Origin of the sequence: Mycobacterium sp. 852013-51886_SCH5428379 (assembly GCF_001665575.1) — a bacterium.
Lineage (GTDB): Bacteria > Actinomycetota > Actinomycetes > Mycobacteriales > Mycobacteriaceae > Mycobacterium.
Genome location: NZ_LZSU01000036.1, coordinates 97,043 through 113,397 on the forward strand (window position 1 = coordinate 97,043; position 16,355 = coordinate 113,397).

Annotated in this window: 18 protein-coding genes; 8 read left to right on the forward strand and 10 right to left on the reverse strand. The window is 63.7% G+C overall.

The window, feature by feature from the left end; translation table 11 throughout:
* Positions 1–13: 13 nt before the first annotated feature.
* Entirely contained in the window at positions 14–883 is an 870-nt protein-coding gene (locus A5757_RS15145; RefSeq protein ID WP_013470992.1) for a metal-dependent hydrolase, read from the forward strand.
* Between the two features lie 128 nt (positions 884–1,011).
* Here the strand turns inward: A5757_RS15145 and A5757_RS15150 are convergent, their stop codons facing one another.
* The 3 genes from A5757_RS15150 to A5757_RS15160 all read right to left on the reverse strand — a co-directional run bounded on the left by A5757_RS15150 (position 1,012) and on the right by A5757_RS15160 (position 3,794).
* A complete protein-coding gene (locus A5757_RS15150) occupies positions 1,012–1,914 on the reverse strand; it encodes an alpha/beta fold hydrolase (RefSeq protein ID WP_013470993.1) in 903 nt (300 codons plus the stop codon).
* A gap of 58 nt (positions 1,915–1,972) precedes the next feature.
* Entirely contained in the window at positions 1,973–2,413 is a 441-nt protein-coding gene (locus A5757_RS15155) for a PaaI family thioesterase (RefSeq protein ID WP_030133884.1), read from the reverse strand.
* 184 nt (positions 2,414–2,597) lie between these two features.
* The gene (locus tag A5757_RS15160; RefSeq protein ID WP_032698085.1) at positions 2,598–3,794 is read right to left on the reverse strand and encodes a cytochrome P450; all 1,197 of its coding nucleotides are present in this window, start codon (positions 3,792–3,794) and stop codon (positions 2,598–2,600) included.
* Between the two features lie 74 nt (positions 3,795–3,868).
* Here A5757_RS15160 and A5757_RS15165 point away from each other — a divergent pair, with 74 nt between their 5' ends.
* Both A5757_RS15165 and A5757_RS15170 read left to right on the forward strand, forming a co-directional pair.
* Complete coding sequence (locus A5757_RS15165) at positions 3,869–4,465, forward strand: TetR/AcrR family transcriptional regulator (protein ID WP_013470996.1); 597 nt, start codon at positions 3,869–3,871, stop codon at positions 4,463–4,465.
* On the forward strand, positions 4,462–5,511 hold the full coding sequence (locus A5757_RS15170; RefSeq protein ID WP_013470997.1) for an LLM class flavin-dependent oxidoreductase: 1,050 nt from the start codon (positions 4,462–4,464) through the stop codon (positions 5,509–5,511). Before A5757_RS15165 ends, A5757_RS15170 begins: the two co-directional genes overlap by 4 nt.
* 48 nt (positions 5,512–5,559) lie before the next feature.
* On the opposite strand, the gene A5757_RS15175 is transcribed toward A5757_RS15170, so the two are convergent.
* From A5757_RS15175 to A5757_RS15185, 3 genes are all read right to left on the reverse strand, one after another.
* The gene (locus A5757_RS15175; protein WP_013470998.1) at positions 5,560–6,024 is read right to left on the reverse strand and encodes a DUF6188 family protein; all 465 of its coding nucleotides are present in this window, start codon (positions 6,022–6,024) and stop codon (positions 5,560–5,562) included.
* A 78-nt stretch (positions 6,025–6,102) separates the two neighbouring features.
* A complete protein-coding gene (locus A5757_RS15180) occupies positions 6,103–6,774 on the reverse strand; it encodes a TetR family transcriptional regulator (RefSeq protein ID WP_030133888.1) in 672 nt (223 codons plus the stop codon).
* A complete protein-coding gene (locus tag A5757_RS15185; RefSeq protein ID WP_013471000.1) occupies positions 6,771–7,286 on the reverse strand; it encodes a PaaI family thioesterase in 516 nt (171 codons plus the stop codon). The genes A5757_RS15180 and A5757_RS15185 overlap by 4 nt, the downstream gene beginning before the upstream one ends.
* Before the next feature lie 100 nt (positions 7,287–7,386).
* Here A5757_RS15185 and A5757_RS15190 point away from each other — a divergent pair, with 100 nt between their 5' ends.
* The 3 genes from A5757_RS15190 (at position 7,387) to A5757_RS15200 (ending at position 9,793) form a co-directional block, all read left to right on the forward strand.
* The gene (locus tag A5757_RS15190) at positions 7,387–8,079 is read left to right on the forward strand and encodes a TetR/AcrR family transcriptional regulator (RefSeq protein WP_013471001.1); all 693 of its coding nucleotides are present in this window, start codon (positions 7,387–7,389) and stop codon (positions 8,077–8,079) included.
* A 502-nt stretch (positions 8,080–8,581) separates the two neighbouring features.
* On the forward strand, positions 8,582–8,905 hold the full coding sequence (locus A5757_RS15195) for a DUF1508 domain-containing protein (RefSeq protein WP_030133890.1): 324 nt from the start codon (positions 8,582–8,584) through the stop codon (positions 8,903–8,905).
* Positions 8,906–8,914: 9 nt separating this feature from the next.
* Positions 8,915–9,793: a TIGR02391 family protein gene (locus A5757_RS15200; RefSeq protein WP_050597092.1), complete on the forward strand. Its 879-nt coding sequence runs from the start codon at positions 8,915–8,917 to the stop codon at positions 9,791–9,793.
* Between the two features lie 69 nt (positions 9,794–9,862).
* On the opposite strand, the gene A5757_RS15205 is transcribed toward A5757_RS15200, so the two are convergent.
* From A5757_RS15205 to A5757_RS15215, 3 genes are all read right to left on the reverse strand, one after another.
* Positions 9,863–11,017, reverse strand: a complete 1,155-nt coding sequence (locus tag A5757_RS15205) for a hypothetical protein (RefSeq protein ID WP_231983998.1) — start codon at positions 11,015–11,017, stop codon at positions 9,863–9,865.
* A 284-nt stretch (positions 11,018–11,301) separates the two neighbouring features.
* Positions 11,302–11,634, reverse strand: coding sequence for a helix-turn-helix transcriptional regulator (locus tag A5757_RS15210; protein WP_030133893.1), 333 nt, complete (start codon positions 11,632–11,634; stop codon positions 11,302–11,304).
* Complete coding sequence (locus A5757_RS15215) at positions 11,624–12,664, reverse strand: tyrosine-type recombinase/integrase (RefSeq protein WP_066835522.1); 1,041 nt, start codon at positions 12,662–12,664, stop codon at positions 11,624–11,626. Before A5757_RS15215 ends, A5757_RS15210 begins: the two co-directional genes overlap by 11 nt.
* Positions 12,665–13,220: 556 nt before the next feature.
* On the opposite strand from A5757_RS15215, the gene A5757_RS15220 reads away from it, so the two are divergent.
* Positions 13,221–13,394, forward strand: coding sequence for a hypothetical protein (locus A5757_RS15220; RefSeq protein ID WP_231984000.1), 174 nt, complete (start codon positions 13,221–13,223; stop codon positions 13,392–13,394).
* 1,328 nt (positions 13,395–14,722) lie between these two features.
* On the forward strand, positions 14,723–15,118 hold the full coding sequence (locus A5757_RS15230; RefSeq protein ID WP_231984001.1) for a hypothetical protein: 396 nt from the start codon (positions 14,723–14,725) through the stop codon (positions 15,116–15,118).
* Between the two features lie 553 nt (positions 15,119–15,671).
* Here the strand turns inward: A5757_RS15230 and A5757_RS23695 are convergent.
* Positions 15,672–15,989 carry a hypothetical protein gene (locus A5757_RS23695; protein ID WP_231984002.1) on the reverse strand — a complete coding sequence of 106 codons (318 nt, stop codon included), beginning with the start codon at positions 15,987–15,989 and terminating at the stop codon, positions 15,672–15,674.
* Between the last annotated feature and the right edge of the window lie 366 nt (positions 15,990–16,355).

A 16,355-nucleotide genomic window follows, 5' to 3' on the forward strand; every position in this document is an offset into this window, starting at 1 on the left:
ACGGGAGAACAACATGAGCGACGATTCGTCCACACGGCCCACCACGCGGGTCGTCCCGAAGCCCCGCCGTGTTCGATTCGACATGCCTGCCGGGACCAGTCGGCAGCACTTCGTCGATGGCGACTTGGTGATGAGCCACTTTGTGTCCACCTTGTCGGCCACGTTCCCCGAAGGGGAAGACTTCTTCATCCGGTCAGTCCGCGAGTACCGGGACCACATCAGCGACGCTGACCTCAAGGAGGCGGTCAAGGGATTCATTGCACAAGAGGCCACCCACCGACACCAGCATCAGCTGCTCAACGATCGGCTCCAAGCGATGGGCTATCCCACCGAGGGGATCGATCGGCATATCAAGAAGTTGGTTGGCCGACTTGAGAAGCGTTTTTCTCCCACGATGCGCCTGGCTGTGACGGCCGCCCTGGAGCACTATACGGCGACATTCGCCGAAATCATTCTCACCAGCGACGAAGCTCAAGAACTCATCGGCTACACCGAAGTGCGGCCTATTCTGCTCTGGCACGCACTGGAAGAATGCGAGCACAAGGCCGTCGCTTTCGATGTCTATGAGACGGTCGGTGGAAGCGAACGCACCAGGGTCTGGGGGATGCGGATCGCCAGCCTCCTCTTGTTCAGCGAGTTGGTCATCCAGACCACCCGCTCTCTGGCCGGTGACCGTGCCGCCTACAACCCGGTGCGGTTGCTGCGCAGCCTTCGAGCCTTCCGGCATAACCCGCTATTCAGCTCAGCAGCAATTGAGCGCTTTCGTTCCTACACCCGCGGCGGATTTCATCCCGACGACTGGGACAGCGCAGAAATCCTCGAACGCTGGACCAAGGAACTCTTCGACGCCGATGGTGGCCAACAAGTGCGTAGCAGCGTCTAGCTCGACCAGAGCCTGTCGCGGTCTATTCGGCGTGCCGAAAGGCGTTGTGAGGGCCTCCTCTTAGTCATAGGCAGCGTTTCAATAACCTTGGTGGGGCCCACTTTTACTGGCCGCTCGACGCTGCCCGATCACGGCGGGGGCTGGAGGATGCTTCGGCCGAGGAACTCGGTGACGGCGGAGCTGAAGGCGTCGTTGTCGTCGCCGGCGATCATGTGTCCGGTACCGGATACGTCGACGGTCTCGGCGTGGGGAACCAGTTGCTGGAACTCGTCGACGGTGGCTTGGGAGACCACGTCGGACAACAGGCCCCTTACGAGAAGTGTTGGGGCGCTGACCCGTCGGGCTCCGTCGATCAGCAGGTGGCTGATCGCGTCGAATTGCTCCGTTCCCGTGGTCGATTCGTCGCGGAGGAAGTCGAAGTTGGAGTGAATGAATGCCGGGTCCCACCGCCAGATCCAGCGGCCGTCGTGACGCTGCCGTAGCACCTTGCGCAGGCCGTCGACGTTGGCCGGGCGCGAGCGATGGGGGTTGTACGCGGCGATCACCTCGGCGGCGTCGGTGAGGGTGCCAAAGCCGTCGGGATGTGCGGCCATGAACGTCACTACGCGACGAGCGCCCTGGAATTCAAGCCGCGGGGTGACGTCGACCAGGACAACCGCCGCCCACAACGCCCCGGATGTCAACAGATGCGTGCCGAGCACGGTCATGCCCCCAAGGGATGCACCTACGACGGCAGGGGCGATATCCGCGCTGAAGTGCTCACGCACGGCGAGCAGATCGGTCGCGAGTCGCTCGAGGTCGTACCTGCCGGCGGGGTCCCAGTCGCTGTCGCCGTGACCGCGGGTGTCGTAGGCGACGACTGTGTATCCGCATGCGTGGAGGCGACGCGCTGAAGTGCTCCACGCGTGCCGGTTCTGGCCGCCGCCGTGCAGGAGCAGCACGACGGGACGGGCGTCATCGTGGTCGTAGCAGTCGGCGGCCAGGGTGATCCCGTCCTGGGTTCGGACCCGATGCTGCACGGCGGAGGTCATGACAAATTCCTGGCGAGATCGGAGTCCGCCCGAAGCGTGCGACCGGCTACAAGCGCCTTCATTGTGCGTTGCCCGCGGCGTTCACGATCGTGACCGTGCCCTGGGCTACGCAGACGGCTTTGTCGCCGTTGCTGATGTCGATGCGCGCTACTCCGCTGCGCTTGCCCAGTGACACGATGTCGGTGACGGCGACACACACACCGGTGGACACGGGTCGCAGCAGGTTCAGCTTGAATTCGGTGGTGGCGACCCATGATCCGGCCGGAATGACGGGGTAGAACACGACTCCGAGACAGTGGTCGACCATCGCCGATAGACATCCGCCGTGCAGGGTGCCAAAGGGTGTGAGCAGTTCGGCGCGGGTTTCCATCTCTGCCACCAGCCGACCGGCGGCGAGTTCGGTGTGCCGAAAGTTCAGGAACGTCGACAGTCCACCGGCTGTGGTCGCCGATCTGAGCAGCTGGTCGGCGATCTGCTCATCGAAGTGCGCGAATGTCATTGCCACCACCATGCCCCTTTCTCCTGTCCGGCCATGGGTTCAATCACCGTTCGAGCCTGCGAATCGTTTGAGCATGTCGCCGAATGCGCCGAGGTCGACGGCGCGGCGGAGTGCTCGACATCGACGGCGATGAACCTGGCCGTCGCGGTGAAGCACACGACGCGTCGTCGAAGAGGGGCACGGGCTAGACCGGTGTGGTCCAAGTGATGGGCAGCGATGTGTAGCCCCGGATCGGCCCGGACCGCAGCCGCCGCGCCGATTCAAGATCGACCTCCCAGTCAGGCACCCGGTCCAACAATGCATCCAGAGCGATGCGGGCCTCCATCCGCGCCAGCGCCGCACCCAGACAGAAGTGAATGCCGCGACCGAAGGCGACCTGGTGCTCACTGGTGCGCTCGATGTCGAACACGTCCGGATCGGGGAAGGCACGCTCGTCGCGGTTGGCCGACCCGAACAACAGCAGCACCTTCTCACCTTGACGCATCGTCGTGTCGTGCAGGGTGACGTCGCGGGTCAGGGTTCGTGAAAGTCCCTGTGCAGGTGAGTCGTAACGCAGCAACTCTTCCACCGCAGGCCCCAACAGTGTTCGATCGGCGGCTAGGCGTCGGCGGGTTTGCCGATGCTGGGCCAGCACGACCGCGGAGTTCCCCAGCAGATTGGTGGTGGTCTCGTAGCCCGCGACGAGCAGCAGCGCGCAGAAGCCGAGGACTTCCTCGTCGGTCAGTCCGATCCCGTCGACTGTGGCGTTGGCCAACGCCGACATCAGGTCCTCGCGGGGGTTCTTGCGGCGGTCGGCGAGGAAGTCGGTGAAGTAGGCGTAGATCGCGGCGGCGGCGGTCAGTGCGTCGGTGGTTTGTCCGTGGTTGACGTCGACCTGGACCAGTTGGCTCGACCACAATCGGAACTGATCACGATCGGTGGCGGGAACGCCCAGCAGATCGGCGATCACCGCGGCGGGCAGGATCGCGGCGAAGTCGGTCACGAAGTCCGCCGATCCGGAACCCTCGTCGAGGCGCTCGAACAACTCCGCGGCCATCTGTGTGATGGCGCCCTGCAGCCCGGCCACCCGCCGGGGAGTGAACGCCCGGCTGACCAGGGCACGCAACTGGTCGTGGCGCGGAGGGTCCATCACGATCATCATCGGCAGGAACGAACCGATGAAGTCCGATCCCGGCGGGGTGGGGAAGATGCCGTCCACCGAGGAGTACGTGCCGTGATCCAGTGCTGCGGCCTGGACATCGGCGTGGCGGCTCAACACCCAGGTATGGGATTCCTCGGCGCGGTACACCGGAGCCGCGTCACGCAATAACCGATACGTCGGATAGGGGTCGTTGAGGATCGAGGCGTCGAACGGGTCGTAACGAATCTGCACCGAGACCACAAGACCTCCTACCACCAAAGTAACGACGGTTTAGACTGGCAGTCTAAACCGGCCGAACGGGACAGGTGGGGCAAATGCGCAAGATTCCACGTCAGATCTCTGACCGGCTTCCCGCCGCGGCGGACTTGTTCGCCGAGAAGGGGCTCAACGACTCCAAGATCGAAGACGTCGCCGCGGTGACCGGTGTGCCGAAAGCGACGCTGTACTACTACTTCGCCGGCAAAGAGGACATCCTTGCCTTCCTGCTCGAAGACCTCCTCAAGGACATCTCCGATGCCGTGACCGCGATCGTGCACACCGACGGCTCCGGTGCCGAACGCCTCGCACTTGTCATCCGCGCACAACTGCGGGCAATGGCGCAGCGGCCAGCGGTATGCCGGGCACTCATCGGCGAACTGGGACGAGCGGCCCGCATGCCTGCCATCGCCGAGATGATCAATACCGCCTACCAACAACCCGTTGAAACTCTGCTCATCGAAGGAGCCCGCGACGGATCCCTCGTCGCCCAGCCCGATGCACGATCGACGTCCATTGCGCTGTTCGGCGCGGTCACCATCAATGCACTCATGTACCTGGTCACCGAGAACCACCTCGACGAGACGGTGGTCGCCAGCACCCTCAGCGCCGTCATGTTCGACGGCCTGCGCCCGCGCACAGGAGACCAGTCATGAGCACCTACGGCCTGTCGGTTCTCGGCGCGGATTTGAAGTCACTGGCCCAGACCGCCCAGGCCGCCGACGCGGCCGGGTTCGACGCCGTATGGGCCTCGGAGTTCTACTCCCGGTCCGGATCGATCTCCATGGCCGCGATGGCCAACAGCACACAGAACTGCCGGATCGGTTCCTCCATTCTCTACGGCGTCGGCCGAAGCCCCCTGGTGCTGGCCACCGAGGCGCGTGATCTCGACGAACTCTCCAACGGACGGCTGGTACTCGGAATCGGCAACGGCACCAAACGGATGATGAGCGACTGGCACGGCGTGCCCGACACCTCCGCGCCCGCGCTGCGGATGGAAGAACTCGTGATGCTGCTGCGCCGGATCTGGAACCTGCATGAAGGGCCGATCCATCACGAGGGCCGTTTCTACAGAATGAATCTCACCCCGACCGGCGACGTGGGACCCCCCAGCCGGCCGATCCCGATCGTCACTGCCGGTGTCCGGCCCCGGATGTGCGAGGCGGCCGGGCGGGTGGCCGACGGCCTGGCCGGACATCCCCTGTTCACCACCACCTACGTCGAGGAGATCGTCCGGCCCGCTATCGCCCGGGGTGCCGCGCACACCGGCCGCGACCCCAATGACGTGGAAATCATTTCCATGGTGATGTGCGCCATCCACGACGACGCCGAGGTCGCCAGGCGCGAACTGGCGCAGCAGATTGCGTTCTACTCCTCGGTCAAATCCTACGAGACGGTACTCGATGTGAACGGATTCGCCAGCGAAGGCCGAACCATCCGGGAAGCATTCGCCCAGCGCGATTTCCCGGCGATGTTCGCCGCGGTGTCCGACGAGATGATCGACACCATGGGCGTCGCCGGGACGGCACACGAAGTCCGTGAACAACTGAGACGCTACGACGGCGTCCTCGACCACATCATGCTGTATTCACCATCGGTCGGCATCGCTGCGGAACGCGTGCAGCAAAACCTCGACAGCATCATCGGGGAATGCTCGCCCGCCTCGATGTCGCCAGGGCAGTCCGGTCCACGTTCAACCTGATCCACGCATTGCCGCCCACGTCGACCCGTCGCCGCGTCCGCGGCCGCATCAGTGGCTCTGCCGCGCCGACCCCGCCGATGATTGCGTGGCGCTGTTGACGATGTTGGCGTCGTCGGTGTCGGGGAGGTCATGGCGGACCACGCGAACCCGTCCTTGAGGTAGGCAGGCCATGTAGCCGTGGCGCATGCCGTAGAGTTCCCACGCTGTCTGTTCAGTGTCGGGATCGACATCGATGCGATGTCCGCGCGAGAAGCTCAGGTGTAGTCCTCCATCGTCGCTAGAACAGGCCTGGGTGCACACTGCGCCGGCGAGGTTCAGCAGTGGGCGTTCGTGGGTCGCGATCCTGAGGGGGTCAATGCGCACCGCCTCGATGGGGTAGGTGCCGACGGCCGGAAGGGTCAATAGCAGGGGGCAGGAGATGACGATTTCGTTGTAGTCATCGAAATCCAGAACCAGGCCGCCATGCAGCGAGAGGCGTTGTACGACAAGGTTTTCGATCCATTGGGTGTACATGGCAGTCTCTTTTCGACGCATCGTTGAGCCGTATCCCCAAAGAGTACGCTAAGTAGCGCTGCGATACCAGTAGTATCGTTATCGGTTGGCGGTGGGCCGAGCAGCGTTGGTCACGACGCGCCTGGTGGCTCGGTCAATGCGGTCGCGGGTGTCGGCGGCTGTCGCGCGGTCGCCGCTGAAGGCCACGAGGTTGGCCAACCAGATGTCGGAGATGACCCCAGCGACGTGCAGATCGGCGGGGGTGGGTTCGCCGCCCCTGAGCGTGCGGGCTAGCAGGATCTGGATCTCATCGGCCGCGCGGTCGAGTTCCGCGGCGGCGCGGGTGTCTGCGACGGCGAAGGCCCGTGTCATGGCCGTCGTCAGCCATGGGTCGCGCTGCCAGCGGTCATGCAGATGTGCGGTGAGCCGTTCGAGCCGTTCCAGCGGTGTGCCCTCACCACCCGCCCAGTCGCCGGCCGAGTCGAGTCGACGGAACTCGCGCGTCAGCGCTGCTACCAGCAAGTGGGTTTTCGCCGGGAAATAGCGGTAAAGCGTGCCGACGGCGATGCCGACCCGCTCGGCAACCGTCCGCATCTGAACCGCCTCGTAACCACCGGCCGCGGCCACGGCCAAAGCTGCATCCAGAATCGTTTCCCGGCGCCGTGCGGAGGCGCGTGAACGCGACGCGTTAGCGGCCCGCTTCTCTGCAGCGACCGAGTTCGCTTCCGAAGGCAGGGTTTTCCCGCGGCTGCGCGCCTGAGGGAAAGTCATGACGGCCCCGGGTCCAGACCGCCGCGGCGCGAGAACTGCTCCAGAAGATCGCCGAAAGCGCTGACATCGCCGTGTGCGGCGAAGTGCTCAGGGCTGACGACAATGAACACTGCACTGGCGGTGAAGCGGGCGATCCCACCCTCACCCGTGCCTGTCGCCGTGACATGCAGCGCCCGCCCTTCACGAGAGACGATGTGGGCAGTAATCCGGTGGGTCTGATGCAGCGGCACCGGCCGCAAATATTCGACCGTCAGGGTGCGGGTCACCGCCGGGGTGCCGGCGATCCACAACGTGAAGCCCAGGACGTCATCACATGCGGCGGCCACTGCCCCGCCGTGAGCCAGGCCCGGGGCCCCGATATGCCGCTCGTCGAACCTCACATCGGTGTACACCGCGTCGCCGCTGCGATGCACCACTAGCCGCAGTCCGTGAGGGTTGTCCGGGCCGCAACCCATGCAGGTCGTGGTGTGCGAGGGCAGCCGCTCCGGCGGCAACACGCTTTTGGGCACCATCACCCCCCAATACGATCGGTTTCGCTGCGCTACCGTTAGTACCACACTGCTAGACTGCCAGGACAACATCGCGTGAAAATCGACCGCCCGAGGTGAATGAGTGAGCAACAGTCAGTCAGCGCCAGTCCCTGACGATGACGTGGACCCGCGGCGCATCCGGTCACGCACCCGGCTGCTGGATGCTGCGGCAACGCTACTGAGCACCGGTGGGGTGGAAGCGGTCACTATCGATGCCGTCACCAAAGCATCCAAAGTGGCCCGAACCACGCTGTACCGCCACTTCCACAGTTCGTCGCATCTGCTCGCAGCCACGTTCGAACGCCTACTTCCGCAAGTGACCACTCCGGCACCGACCAGCGGACCCCTCCGTGAGCAGCTGATCGAATTGCTCAGCCGCCAAGCCGCACTCTTCAACGACGCACCGCTGCATGTCACGACACTCGCGTGGCTCTCATTGGGGCCCACCGGCTCCACTAACGAAGCGGATGAGCGCCACACATCCGGGGCGCTACGGGCCCGAGTCGTTGACCAGTACCGTCAACCATTTGACGCCATACTCACCAGCCCGAGAGCACAAGCCGAACTCGACGACTTCGACCGGGAACTGGCGCTCTGCCAACTCGTCGGACCACTCGCCTTCGCCCGAATGACCGGGCTTCGCACCATCACTCACAATGACTGCGCGAACATCGTCGATGACTTCCTCGCCGCCCACCGCAAGACCGATAGCGACGCCAAAGAGTCGAAGATCGCCACCAAGAAGACGGGCCGCCCCGCGCGCTTAGCTCGCTAGGCACAACGAAATCACAGCGTCCAGCCGGCTGGTCTTCGGGCCCTTTTCGCCTTCTCGCAAATCGCGTCGGCGATGGCATCGAAGGACCGTTCGTCGCCATCATCGGCGAGGCCGTGCGCGCAGATTCCATGGGCATCCGCGTGACGATTCGTGCCGGCAAAGTGAGTGCACCACCTCAGTGTTCGGACCGCCGTTTCCCGCGTTGAGAACTCTTCCCCCTACGTCCGTGAGGTGTCTCGCGGGCAACCCCTCGCATCCGCGGTCTCGCAATCCTTGGGACGCGGGGTGTCTGCGCCGCGGATCTTTATCCGGATATCGTCCGTCGTTAAGTGATCGTGCTTATTGGCAGAGGGGTCGAATTCCGAGTGGGGTGAATGCCCAAATCAGAGGTCTGTTCGAGGGCGAGTTTGTTCGCTGCGTCGCAAGCGCTGGCTGTCGGTGTCTCTTGATAAGACTGTTGCGAGCTGACTGCGTACCTGTGGTCAACAGGCAGGAGGATCCGATGTACTTCAAGGTCACGGTCACTGGTGACGCCAACCGCTATCCCACGTGGGCCTTGTACGGCGACAACCATGAGATGGTCGCCTGGGCAGGCGAAGGCTTCGAATCGCAAGCCAACGCCACCAGAGCGGCAAATGCCTTCAAGTCCGGCGGGTCCGCAGCACGGTATGAGACATTCCAGGACGTCGGCGGAAGCTGGCGGTGGCGCGCATGGCGGTCGAGTGACAAAGTTGCCGCCTCAGGTGAGTCGTTCGCCAGCTCTTACAACGCGGAGCGCGCCGCCGAGAACGTGCGGGCGAACGCGCCGTATGCGACTGGGCCCTGAGCTGCGTACATGGGTGACAATGACGATCTGAAGTTGAATCCACGGTTCCTGCGGCGAGCAGCGGAACAGGTGCGCGACTTTGAGCGGGCGTTCAGCGCCCTGCTCGAGCTGTGTCAGTTCACCGCTGGGCTTCGGGCGATGGCTGGTCCCGACCTGCCTGACGAGGTACTTGCCGGCTACGCCAGTCTGCCCGCCGTGACACCGAGATCTGATGTGTCAGACGACGAATGGGTGGCGGCGAAGGGCCGCTGCTCACGGACAGCTGGCCGTATTGCGCATCTTCCCGACATCACCGGTGTGCGGATATCCCGCCCGGGATTCGGCGGTCCGGTTAACCCGTTCGAGATGTGGATAACTGTCACCCAGCCGCACTCGCTCGTACAGCCGGACGACATCCTCGCCGCGTCCGAACACACCATCGGCATCCTTGAATCGATGGTCGACCGTGTCGATGTCACCGGCGACATCAGCATCGAGGATATGCACCCTTTGGTCTGGGGCGCGGCTCGAGGCCAATGGCGCATCGAGTTGTACCGCGAAGCGGTGTCATCCGCCGTGGGCGCTGTCATCGACCACGTCCGCCAGCTCACCGGAAGGACTGACCTCGACGACAAGGACGTTTTCACGCAGGCCTTCTCGCAGAGTCCACCCAAGGCTGGTGCTCCGCGATTGCGCTGGCTCGGAGGTAATCAAGACCAGACCGTCATATCGATGAACCGCGGCTTGTTGAGTTTCTCGACGGGCGTCCATGCTGCGATCCGAAACCCAACCACCCACGACCGGACGCAGCTATCGGCGCAGGAGGCCGCCGAGAGGCTCGCCGCTTTAAGCCTTCTGGCGACTTGGGTGGAGAAGTGCAGGCTCGACAGCGTCGACGCCACGCAGTGAACAATCACTCGCGAGAACTCAAGCGCTGGAACCGCCGCCGCGAAATCCATCTGAGGCACAGCGATACGGTCAGCGGGCTCTTTCGGCGATGTAGGCGGTCCAGTCGCGGGCAGCAAGTCTGGCCCAGTCGGCGGCGTTTTTGTCGGTGAGCCCGAGCAGTTCGGCCAGGACTGGTGCGGGCATGTCGCCGGAGAGGTGGAAGAGGGTCGCTTTGCGGTTCTCGTAGGGCTTGATCCCGATGGCGACGAGCTGGGAGCGGATGTTCTCGGTGGCGAGGTGCGCTGCAGGGTTGCCGCCGCGGAACAGCCAGCCGGTTCCGCGTGAGGCGTAGAGGCTTTTGCCGCGGTGCTCGAGGTGCTCACGGATGAGGTCGTCGAGGAGCGGCGGCATCTGGACTGGAATCTTGCTGAAGGTGACGTGCACGGCCCGGTCGTCGGTGATCGCGACCTGACTGGTGCGCATGGCGACGATGCGTGAAAGCGGCTGTGCGAACAGCAATGTGAGCAGGCCCGCAATTCGTGTATAACGGCGCACGGTCGTGTCGTGCAGCAGACGCTCTACGGCCGCCCACCGCTGCGTATCGGAGACGGTTACTGAGGGCGGTGACTGCGGGACGTCGGGGACTCGGAGTTTGGTGTTGGTGCGGGATTGGCGTAGCCAGACGATGAAGGCGTACTCATGGTTCAGCATCCTGCCGACGTGTTCTTGGTAGCGCTCCAACAGATCCTGGGTCGCGGTCGCCGCACTGGCGTCATGGCGGGCGAGGAAGCCCACGAACTCGATCGCGACGCGGATGCGCCGTCGACACGCATCGGCCATCGACTTGGTCAACCGGTCTTCACGGGCGGCCTTGCGCATTCCTCGCAGCACCTGCCAGTGCGCGAATCGGCGAATCAAGGCGGCGTCCTCGGCGGGCAGTTCGGCGACGATGTCTTCGATCCAGGGCAGCATCCGTTCGATGCGGATGTCGAACGGTTCCAGGACACCGACCGCGACGAGAAGACTGCGAAGGTAGTCGTGGGCACGATCCGAGGGCAGGGTGCGGAAGGTGTCGTGGCTGATGTCGACCGCGCCGCAAGCCATCTGCCCGAGAAGTTGGGGGCCGATGCCAGGTTTCTTGCGCAGCCACCACAGCCCTGTTTGTGGGCGTTCGGAGTTCACCAGCTCGTCGAAGACCGGCCGCAATTGGCGGTGAATCTGGCCGGTCGTCGGGTCGGCGAGCAAGTCGCTGAGGCGTTCACGCAGGAAGCATCGCGCGCACCGATTGTGCCCGTAGGGATGGTCTTCGCGCCCGCATTCGCGGCACCCGAAGATCGACTCGACACCGGCACATGACGCGCACACCACCGTCTCGCCGCGTCGCCATGCCAGCGGCCGCACGACATGGCAGCCCGGACAGGTTTCGGGGTGGTAGTGCCGCCTGCGACGGCAGCCGACACAAATGCGACACCCATGCGTCAGCCGGGTCAGGTAGTTGGTGCTTGCGCACTCCCAGCAGGCTCGTCGATTCACTCGTTGTCGCCGGGGCGGCGGATCCTGGCGCGGATCGGCCGCAGGTCGCCGATCCCGGACCCGCTGTCGTTGACTGCGGGTGCCTCGCGGATCTGTTCTTGGGCGAGCTCGAACAGATCGTTGGGGGTGCACGCCAGGATGTCGCACAGCGCCGCCAGCAGGTCGAGATTGATGCGCTGTGGAGGCTTGGTAGCGATCCGGTGAACCATCTGTCGGGAGATCTCCACGCCACGTTCGTGCAGCGGTGCGACGAGGTCGGTGGTGGCGAACATGCCGTTCTCGGCCATCAGGCGGCGCAGGTTCCACCGGAGGACGGTTCTAGTGCTCATCCTGGCTCCCTTCAGTCGTCGCGGATCCGTAGACGCGGCGCAGCGCCGCCTGCAACGTTTTGGTCTTGAAGTCGTTGGACACCGAGGTGTAAATCGCGGTGGTCGAGGCGTAAGAATGTCCGACCTGCTCGGTAACGAACCGTTCCGGGTAACCGAACTCGATCAGGTGGGTCACATAGGAGTGCCGCAGGCAGTGCAGGGTGAGGTCTTGAGGCAGACCGGCCTGCGCCCGCAAGTAGGCGAATCGCTTGTCCATTTGCTTGGTCGCCACCCGCTGCCGACGCTCAGTCAGCCACAACTCTTGACGGCTGCCGGGACTCAGAAGCGGCCGGGCTTGATCGACCCATTGGTGCAGTCCGTCGATCACCCAGTCGAACTCGGGAACGGCCAGCACCGTGCGACGCCGAGGGGCGCTGCCGCGGCTGGACTTGGCATACCGGACGTGGACGGCGCCGAACGTTCCCCACGCCGGCATCCGCGGGTTGGGACGCAGGTCGGCCACGTCGAGGTAGCACAGCTCTCGACGGCGTAACCCGAAGGCGTAGGCCGTCTTGATCATCTGCGCGTCGCGCAACGCCGCCAACGCGCCTTTGCGACCCGAACGCGCAATGATGTCCACTCGATCGGCAAGGAACGCGAACAACGTTTCCACCTCGTCGTAGGTGAACGGCCGGCGGGCGGGCTTGCCCTCGTATTCGACCAGATGCGCCGCGGTGTTGAAGTCATGGCAGACCTGCGACGGGATCCTTTCGAACCGCTGCTCGCACTGCGAGATCCAGCCATAACGGCCATCGAGTAGGTAGTCACAAAACAACCGCAGCGTCATGTGGTAGCCGCGAATTGTCGAGGGCGCCTTGCGGTTGTTTCCCGACATCAGAGCCGCCGTGAAGTCCTCGACATCGCCGGCCGTCCAATCCCACGGATGCGTCTCGGCGAACGCAGCGAACCGTCGCACGAACGCCAATCGCGATTCGATCGTGGCCTCGGCAAGCAGCCGGGACTTCTGCTGGCGTCGCCACCCCGACAGCATCGCTTCAAAGACCGCGGACGGTTCATCAAGATGGACCACGCCCGCGGCGAGAACGAGGTGCGCCGAACCTGGAACGCTCAACTGAAGGCCTCCAGACGGTCAACTCACAGTTGTCAATGTCAACGGCAAGTTACCACGATCTGGGCCGAAATCGCTCATCAGCACAAACGGGAAATGGTTCAATGGCGGCTTGGCGGCTCTCGCCCCAAGCGCCACCCGCGTGCGTCAACTTTAAGTTGATTGGCGATCTTCGCGCCCGGAGTGCAAGAGGTGTGTGGATCTGAACGGTGAACAGCGGGTTTGGAGTGGGCGGCGGTGAGTAGGAGGGCGCTGGTGCAGATGGCTGGACGAGCAAACGGGATCTGGCGGCCTACGCAGCAGCAAGTATCGAGGGGATGCCGGATCTGGGATGCCTACTGGGCGGCGCGCGAGAACAGCTCGCACCCGCAAGAAAAAGGACCTGTGAGTGCTAGGTGAGCCCGAGGTGTCGCGCCCCCGGAGAGCCGACTCGCCGCGCACGTTAATAGCAGAGTTCCGGCGGCCTATCGTTGGAGACATGGCGTCACCTTCCCCCAACGAGTCCCGACCGGTCGCCATGCAAACTGCGGCGACTGACGAACGTGTGCTTGACGCCAAGTACGCCCAGTTGGCCACTGCGTTCAACGCAGAGGTCATCAACGCCGAAAGGCGTGCGGCACGCGACACGTACATCGGCCGCCGCGAACGCTAGGCTTCGCCCTTGCCAGTTAGGAGTTAGTGCCGCCGGTCCCGTGAGGTTCGGTGGCAGTCGGACTGGGCTAACCGCATCTCTTCGACGCCACCTCGCCCGTGCTGCTCGGCGAATGTGTCTGTGGTGGTGGACTATTCCAGCACGGTTCTCCTACGTTGGCCCCATGACTGCAAGCGAGAAGATTCGGGCGCGATACCGAGCGGTAGAGGCTCAACGCAGAGCGAACGAAAAGAGGGCCCGCAACAACCGGGCCAACGTAGACGACGCCGCGTCGATTCGTGTGCTCCTGCAGAGGTTGGGCGCCGTCGATACCTGGGAGAGCACGAGGCTCGACCAAGTTGTGGGAGACATCCGGGAGGACGCGGCGAGGAGGCGGGTGAGTCATCTCGTCAATTTGCAAACCGTCATCGGCCGGATGAGGGATCGTGGTCAGACGATCGCATCAATCGCCGGCATTGCAGAAGTTGAAGTTCGCGTCCTCCAGGGCGTGCTACGCAGAGCGCGTGCGAGCGAAAGTGGAGACCAGTGTTCAACGAGATCCCGTAATGGGCGTTCTATCCCGGTGGTGAACGGTGCGAAGTCGAGCAGCCTCGTGCCAGTGGACGCTGATCGCCTGTCGCGCACGGCGATCGACGGCTCAAACTTCGATCCAAATCGATGCGTCAGATGCGACGCGGTGATGCTGGATCCTGAAGTGGCTCCTCGACGCGGACGTCCCCGCCGCTATTGTTCCGACACTTGCCGCAGGGATGCCTCAGCCGCGCGCACAGCCGCACAGCGGTACGGAGAACCCATCCGCGTTGTAGAGGTCCCTCACGCTGGCGCTGGCAGGGCAGAACCGCGCAAAAATGCCGAGATGCCTGCGCCGGACATCCGTTCCGCCTGCGATGCAGTCGAACTGGCTCTTCACAACGCCGACGCGATGAGAATTCTGTTATCCAGTGTTGCTAAACGCGCTCGACGGAAAGAACTCGACCGCGCCACCTTCGAAGCTGCCCGAGACCTCGCGAAAGCCGTTCACCCGTACCGCGACTAAAGCGTCAGAAGGCAATCCACAACACCGTGACGGAGTATGCCTCTGGGCGGGAGCCCGAGCTCATCTCGTACACCAGTCGGAGGCTGACATTGGGTGTGGGTCGAACATTCCGCTGAGCGGAGACCTCGTTGACCTCGGTGATATCGGCACTGAAGTTGGCCCTACCATCGCTCACGGCGATGAGGATGCAGGACACTCCAAGCCCCTCCAGGGGGACGAGAATCCGTCCGCCGAGAGGGCAAGGGCAAAAACGGTCATTTCGACGCTACGCCGCGGGCAATGTCTTATTTGCTTGAAATTGCAGCTAGAGCCACTGAAGTGGGAATATGTCCGGATCGAAAGTGTGCTCAACGATGGCGGACTGTCGCTGCGAGGCGGTATCTTAGGCATCATGAACCGCCTTGATCTGCAACCGGGCATTGCCCATGTGGGGATCACCGCTGCACAGTGGGCAGGCGAAGACGCCGCCGCGTTCGAAGTGGCGGGTCCGATTGCCACCGGGACGCTGTCCATCATTGACGCGGCCGCTGGCGTCGCAGACTTCACCGCAATCGCCGCCCAGGGCAGCCGCGCGAGCGCGCTTCTCACGCATATCGAAACGTTGACCACCGCTGCGGCCGCAGCAGTGGATTCCCTTGTTGCCATTGACGAGTCCAACGCCGCTGTACTTCGAGCCGTGGCTGAATGACTATGAGCGGGTCAGCTTTCGTCCTTGGAGCGATCGGCACCACGGTCGGTGTCGCGGGACTGGTTGCCGGTCTTGTCGCTGTCACCCGCGAGCAGCCGGCGCCTCCAATGCCGCCTGCGGCATCAGCAATGCCGGCAGCGATACCCCAAGAGAAGCAGGTTGCAGCGGCCACGGTGGCGTGTGCTGGCCTACGCAATTTAAAGAGCGGTGTCGGACTTGCACGGGGCGCTTTCATCGACCGAGTCGACCGTGCGAATGATTGGGCTTCACCGCAAAGCCTTGGTGTGCAGGGGTATTACTTCAGTGCGGTCGGTGCAGAGCTGGACTATCTGGATACAAGCGTAGGTCCAGAGGTGCCATTGGAGATCGTCGATGCATTCGGCGAGTTGCGACGGTCACTCTCCGCTGTGGTCGACTCAGACTTGCGACGTGAGCCCGCATCGATATCTAACGGAATGGTTGACGCGTACTCGCGCGCCCTGGACACTGCTGAATCTGCTTGCGAAGCAGTGGGAGCCGGCTGATGGGCGCGGCACCCCCCGATCGCCAGTACTCAAGTTTCATCGTGACTCCAGATGTTTGGCCAACCACTCGTGAAGCGTGCGAAGGCAAGGCCGCCGTCCAGCGTCGGCTGGCGGCAGCAACCGCTTCTGCGGTAGATGCTCACCGGGTCGCGATTCACGGATTGCAGGCCGCAGGCGTCGCGCAATCGAGAGGGTTCGAAGCAATGCATCGGGCGTACTGGCGTCTTCAAGTCGAGGCTGACAACAAGGCGGAGACTGACAGCGCCGCAGCTGATTTGATAGAAGGTGTTGCCACGATCCAACACAGCGCCGAGCGTAGGATCGACTCGATCGATGCGGAGGCTCATCACCAACTGTCCCTCGTGCCCAGCAGAAGCCCGATTGCTATCGGCATCATCACCAGCGCGGCCGCATTGGCGCGCAGGACAGCCGTCGGCGCGGCCGAGGAAATTCAAGCACTGTCAGGCCAATTTGAGCTGCGGTTTGGACCAGCACCGGAGAGCCCGCCCAGCGGCGACCCGGTGCTGTCCGACGATGCTGATCGGTCTACAGAGAAGCGATCTGACGAGTCGCCCGAGCGGCCCACTGACGAGGCTGCGGAGAGCAGTGCAACGGAGCATCGTGAGTCCGCTCCACAATTGCCAGACGCTGAGTCTTCCTCTGCCAACACGATCCCAAGGGTGAGCGCTGGACAGGCGCTCCTTCCGCCCTCG

What these genes read in the sequence shown, in the direction of transcription:
- A5757_RS15150 (WP_013470993.1), bottom strand. Translation starts at nt 1,914, where the DNA reads ATGACCTCCGCCGTGCAGCATCGGGTCCGAACCCAGGACGGGATCACC.
- A5757_RS15175 (WP_013470998.1), bottom strand. Translation starts at nt 6,024, where the DNA reads ATGTACACCCAATGGATCGAAAACCTTGTCGTACAACGCCTCTCGCTG.
- A5757_RS15185 (WP_013471000.1), bottom strand. Translation starts at nt 7,286, where the DNA reads ATGGTGCCCAAAAGCGTGTTGCCGCCGGAGCGGCTGCCCTCGCACACC.
- A5757_RS15210 (WP_030133893.1), bottom strand. Translation starts at nt 11,634, where the DNA reads ATGAGCACTAGAACCGTCCTCCGGTGGAACCTGCGCCGCCTGATGGCC.
- A5757_RS15155 (WP_030133884.1), bottom strand. Translation starts at nt 2,413, where the DNA reads ATGACATTCGCGCACTTCGATGAGCAGATCGCCGACCAGCTGCTCAGA.
- A5757_RS15165 (WP_013470996.1), top strand. Translation starts at nt 3,869, where the DNA reads ATGCGCAAGATTCCACGTCAGATCTCTGACCGGCTTCCCGCCGCGGCG.
- A5757_RS15145 (WP_013470992.1), top strand. Translation starts at nt 14, where the DNA reads ATGAGCGACGATTCGTCCACACGGCCCACCACGCGGGTCGTCCCGAAG.
- A5757_RS15220 (WP_231984000.1), top strand. Translation starts at nt 13,221, where the DNA reads ATGGCGTCACCTTCCCCCAACGAGTCCCGACCGGTCGCCATGCAAACT.
- A5757_RS15195 (WP_030133890.1), top strand. Translation starts at nt 8,582, where the DNA reads ATGTACTTCAAGGTCACGGTCACTGGTGACGCCAACCGCTATCCCACG.
- A5757_RS15180 (WP_030133888.1), bottom strand. Translation starts at nt 6,774, where the DNA reads ATGACTTTCCCTCAGGCGCGCAGCCGCGGGAAAACCCTGCCTTCGGAA.
- A5757_RS23695 (WP_231984002.1), bottom strand. Translation starts at nt 15,989, where the DNA reads ATGAGCCTCCGCATCGATCGAGTCGATCCTACGCTCGGCGCTGTGTTG.
- A5757_RS15215 (WP_066835522.1), bottom strand. Translation starts at nt 12,664, where the DNA reads ATGCTGTCGGGGTGGCGACGCCAGCAGAAGTCCCGGCTGCTTGCCGAG.
- A5757_RS15200 (WP_050597092.1), top strand. Translation starts at nt 8,915, where the DNA reads ATGGGTGACAATGACGATCTGAAGTTGAATCCACGGTTCCTGCGGCGA.
- A5757_RS15170 (WP_013470997.1), top strand. Translation starts at nt 4,462, where the DNA reads ATGAGCACCTACGGCCTGTCGGTTCTCGGCGCGGATTTGAAGTCACTG.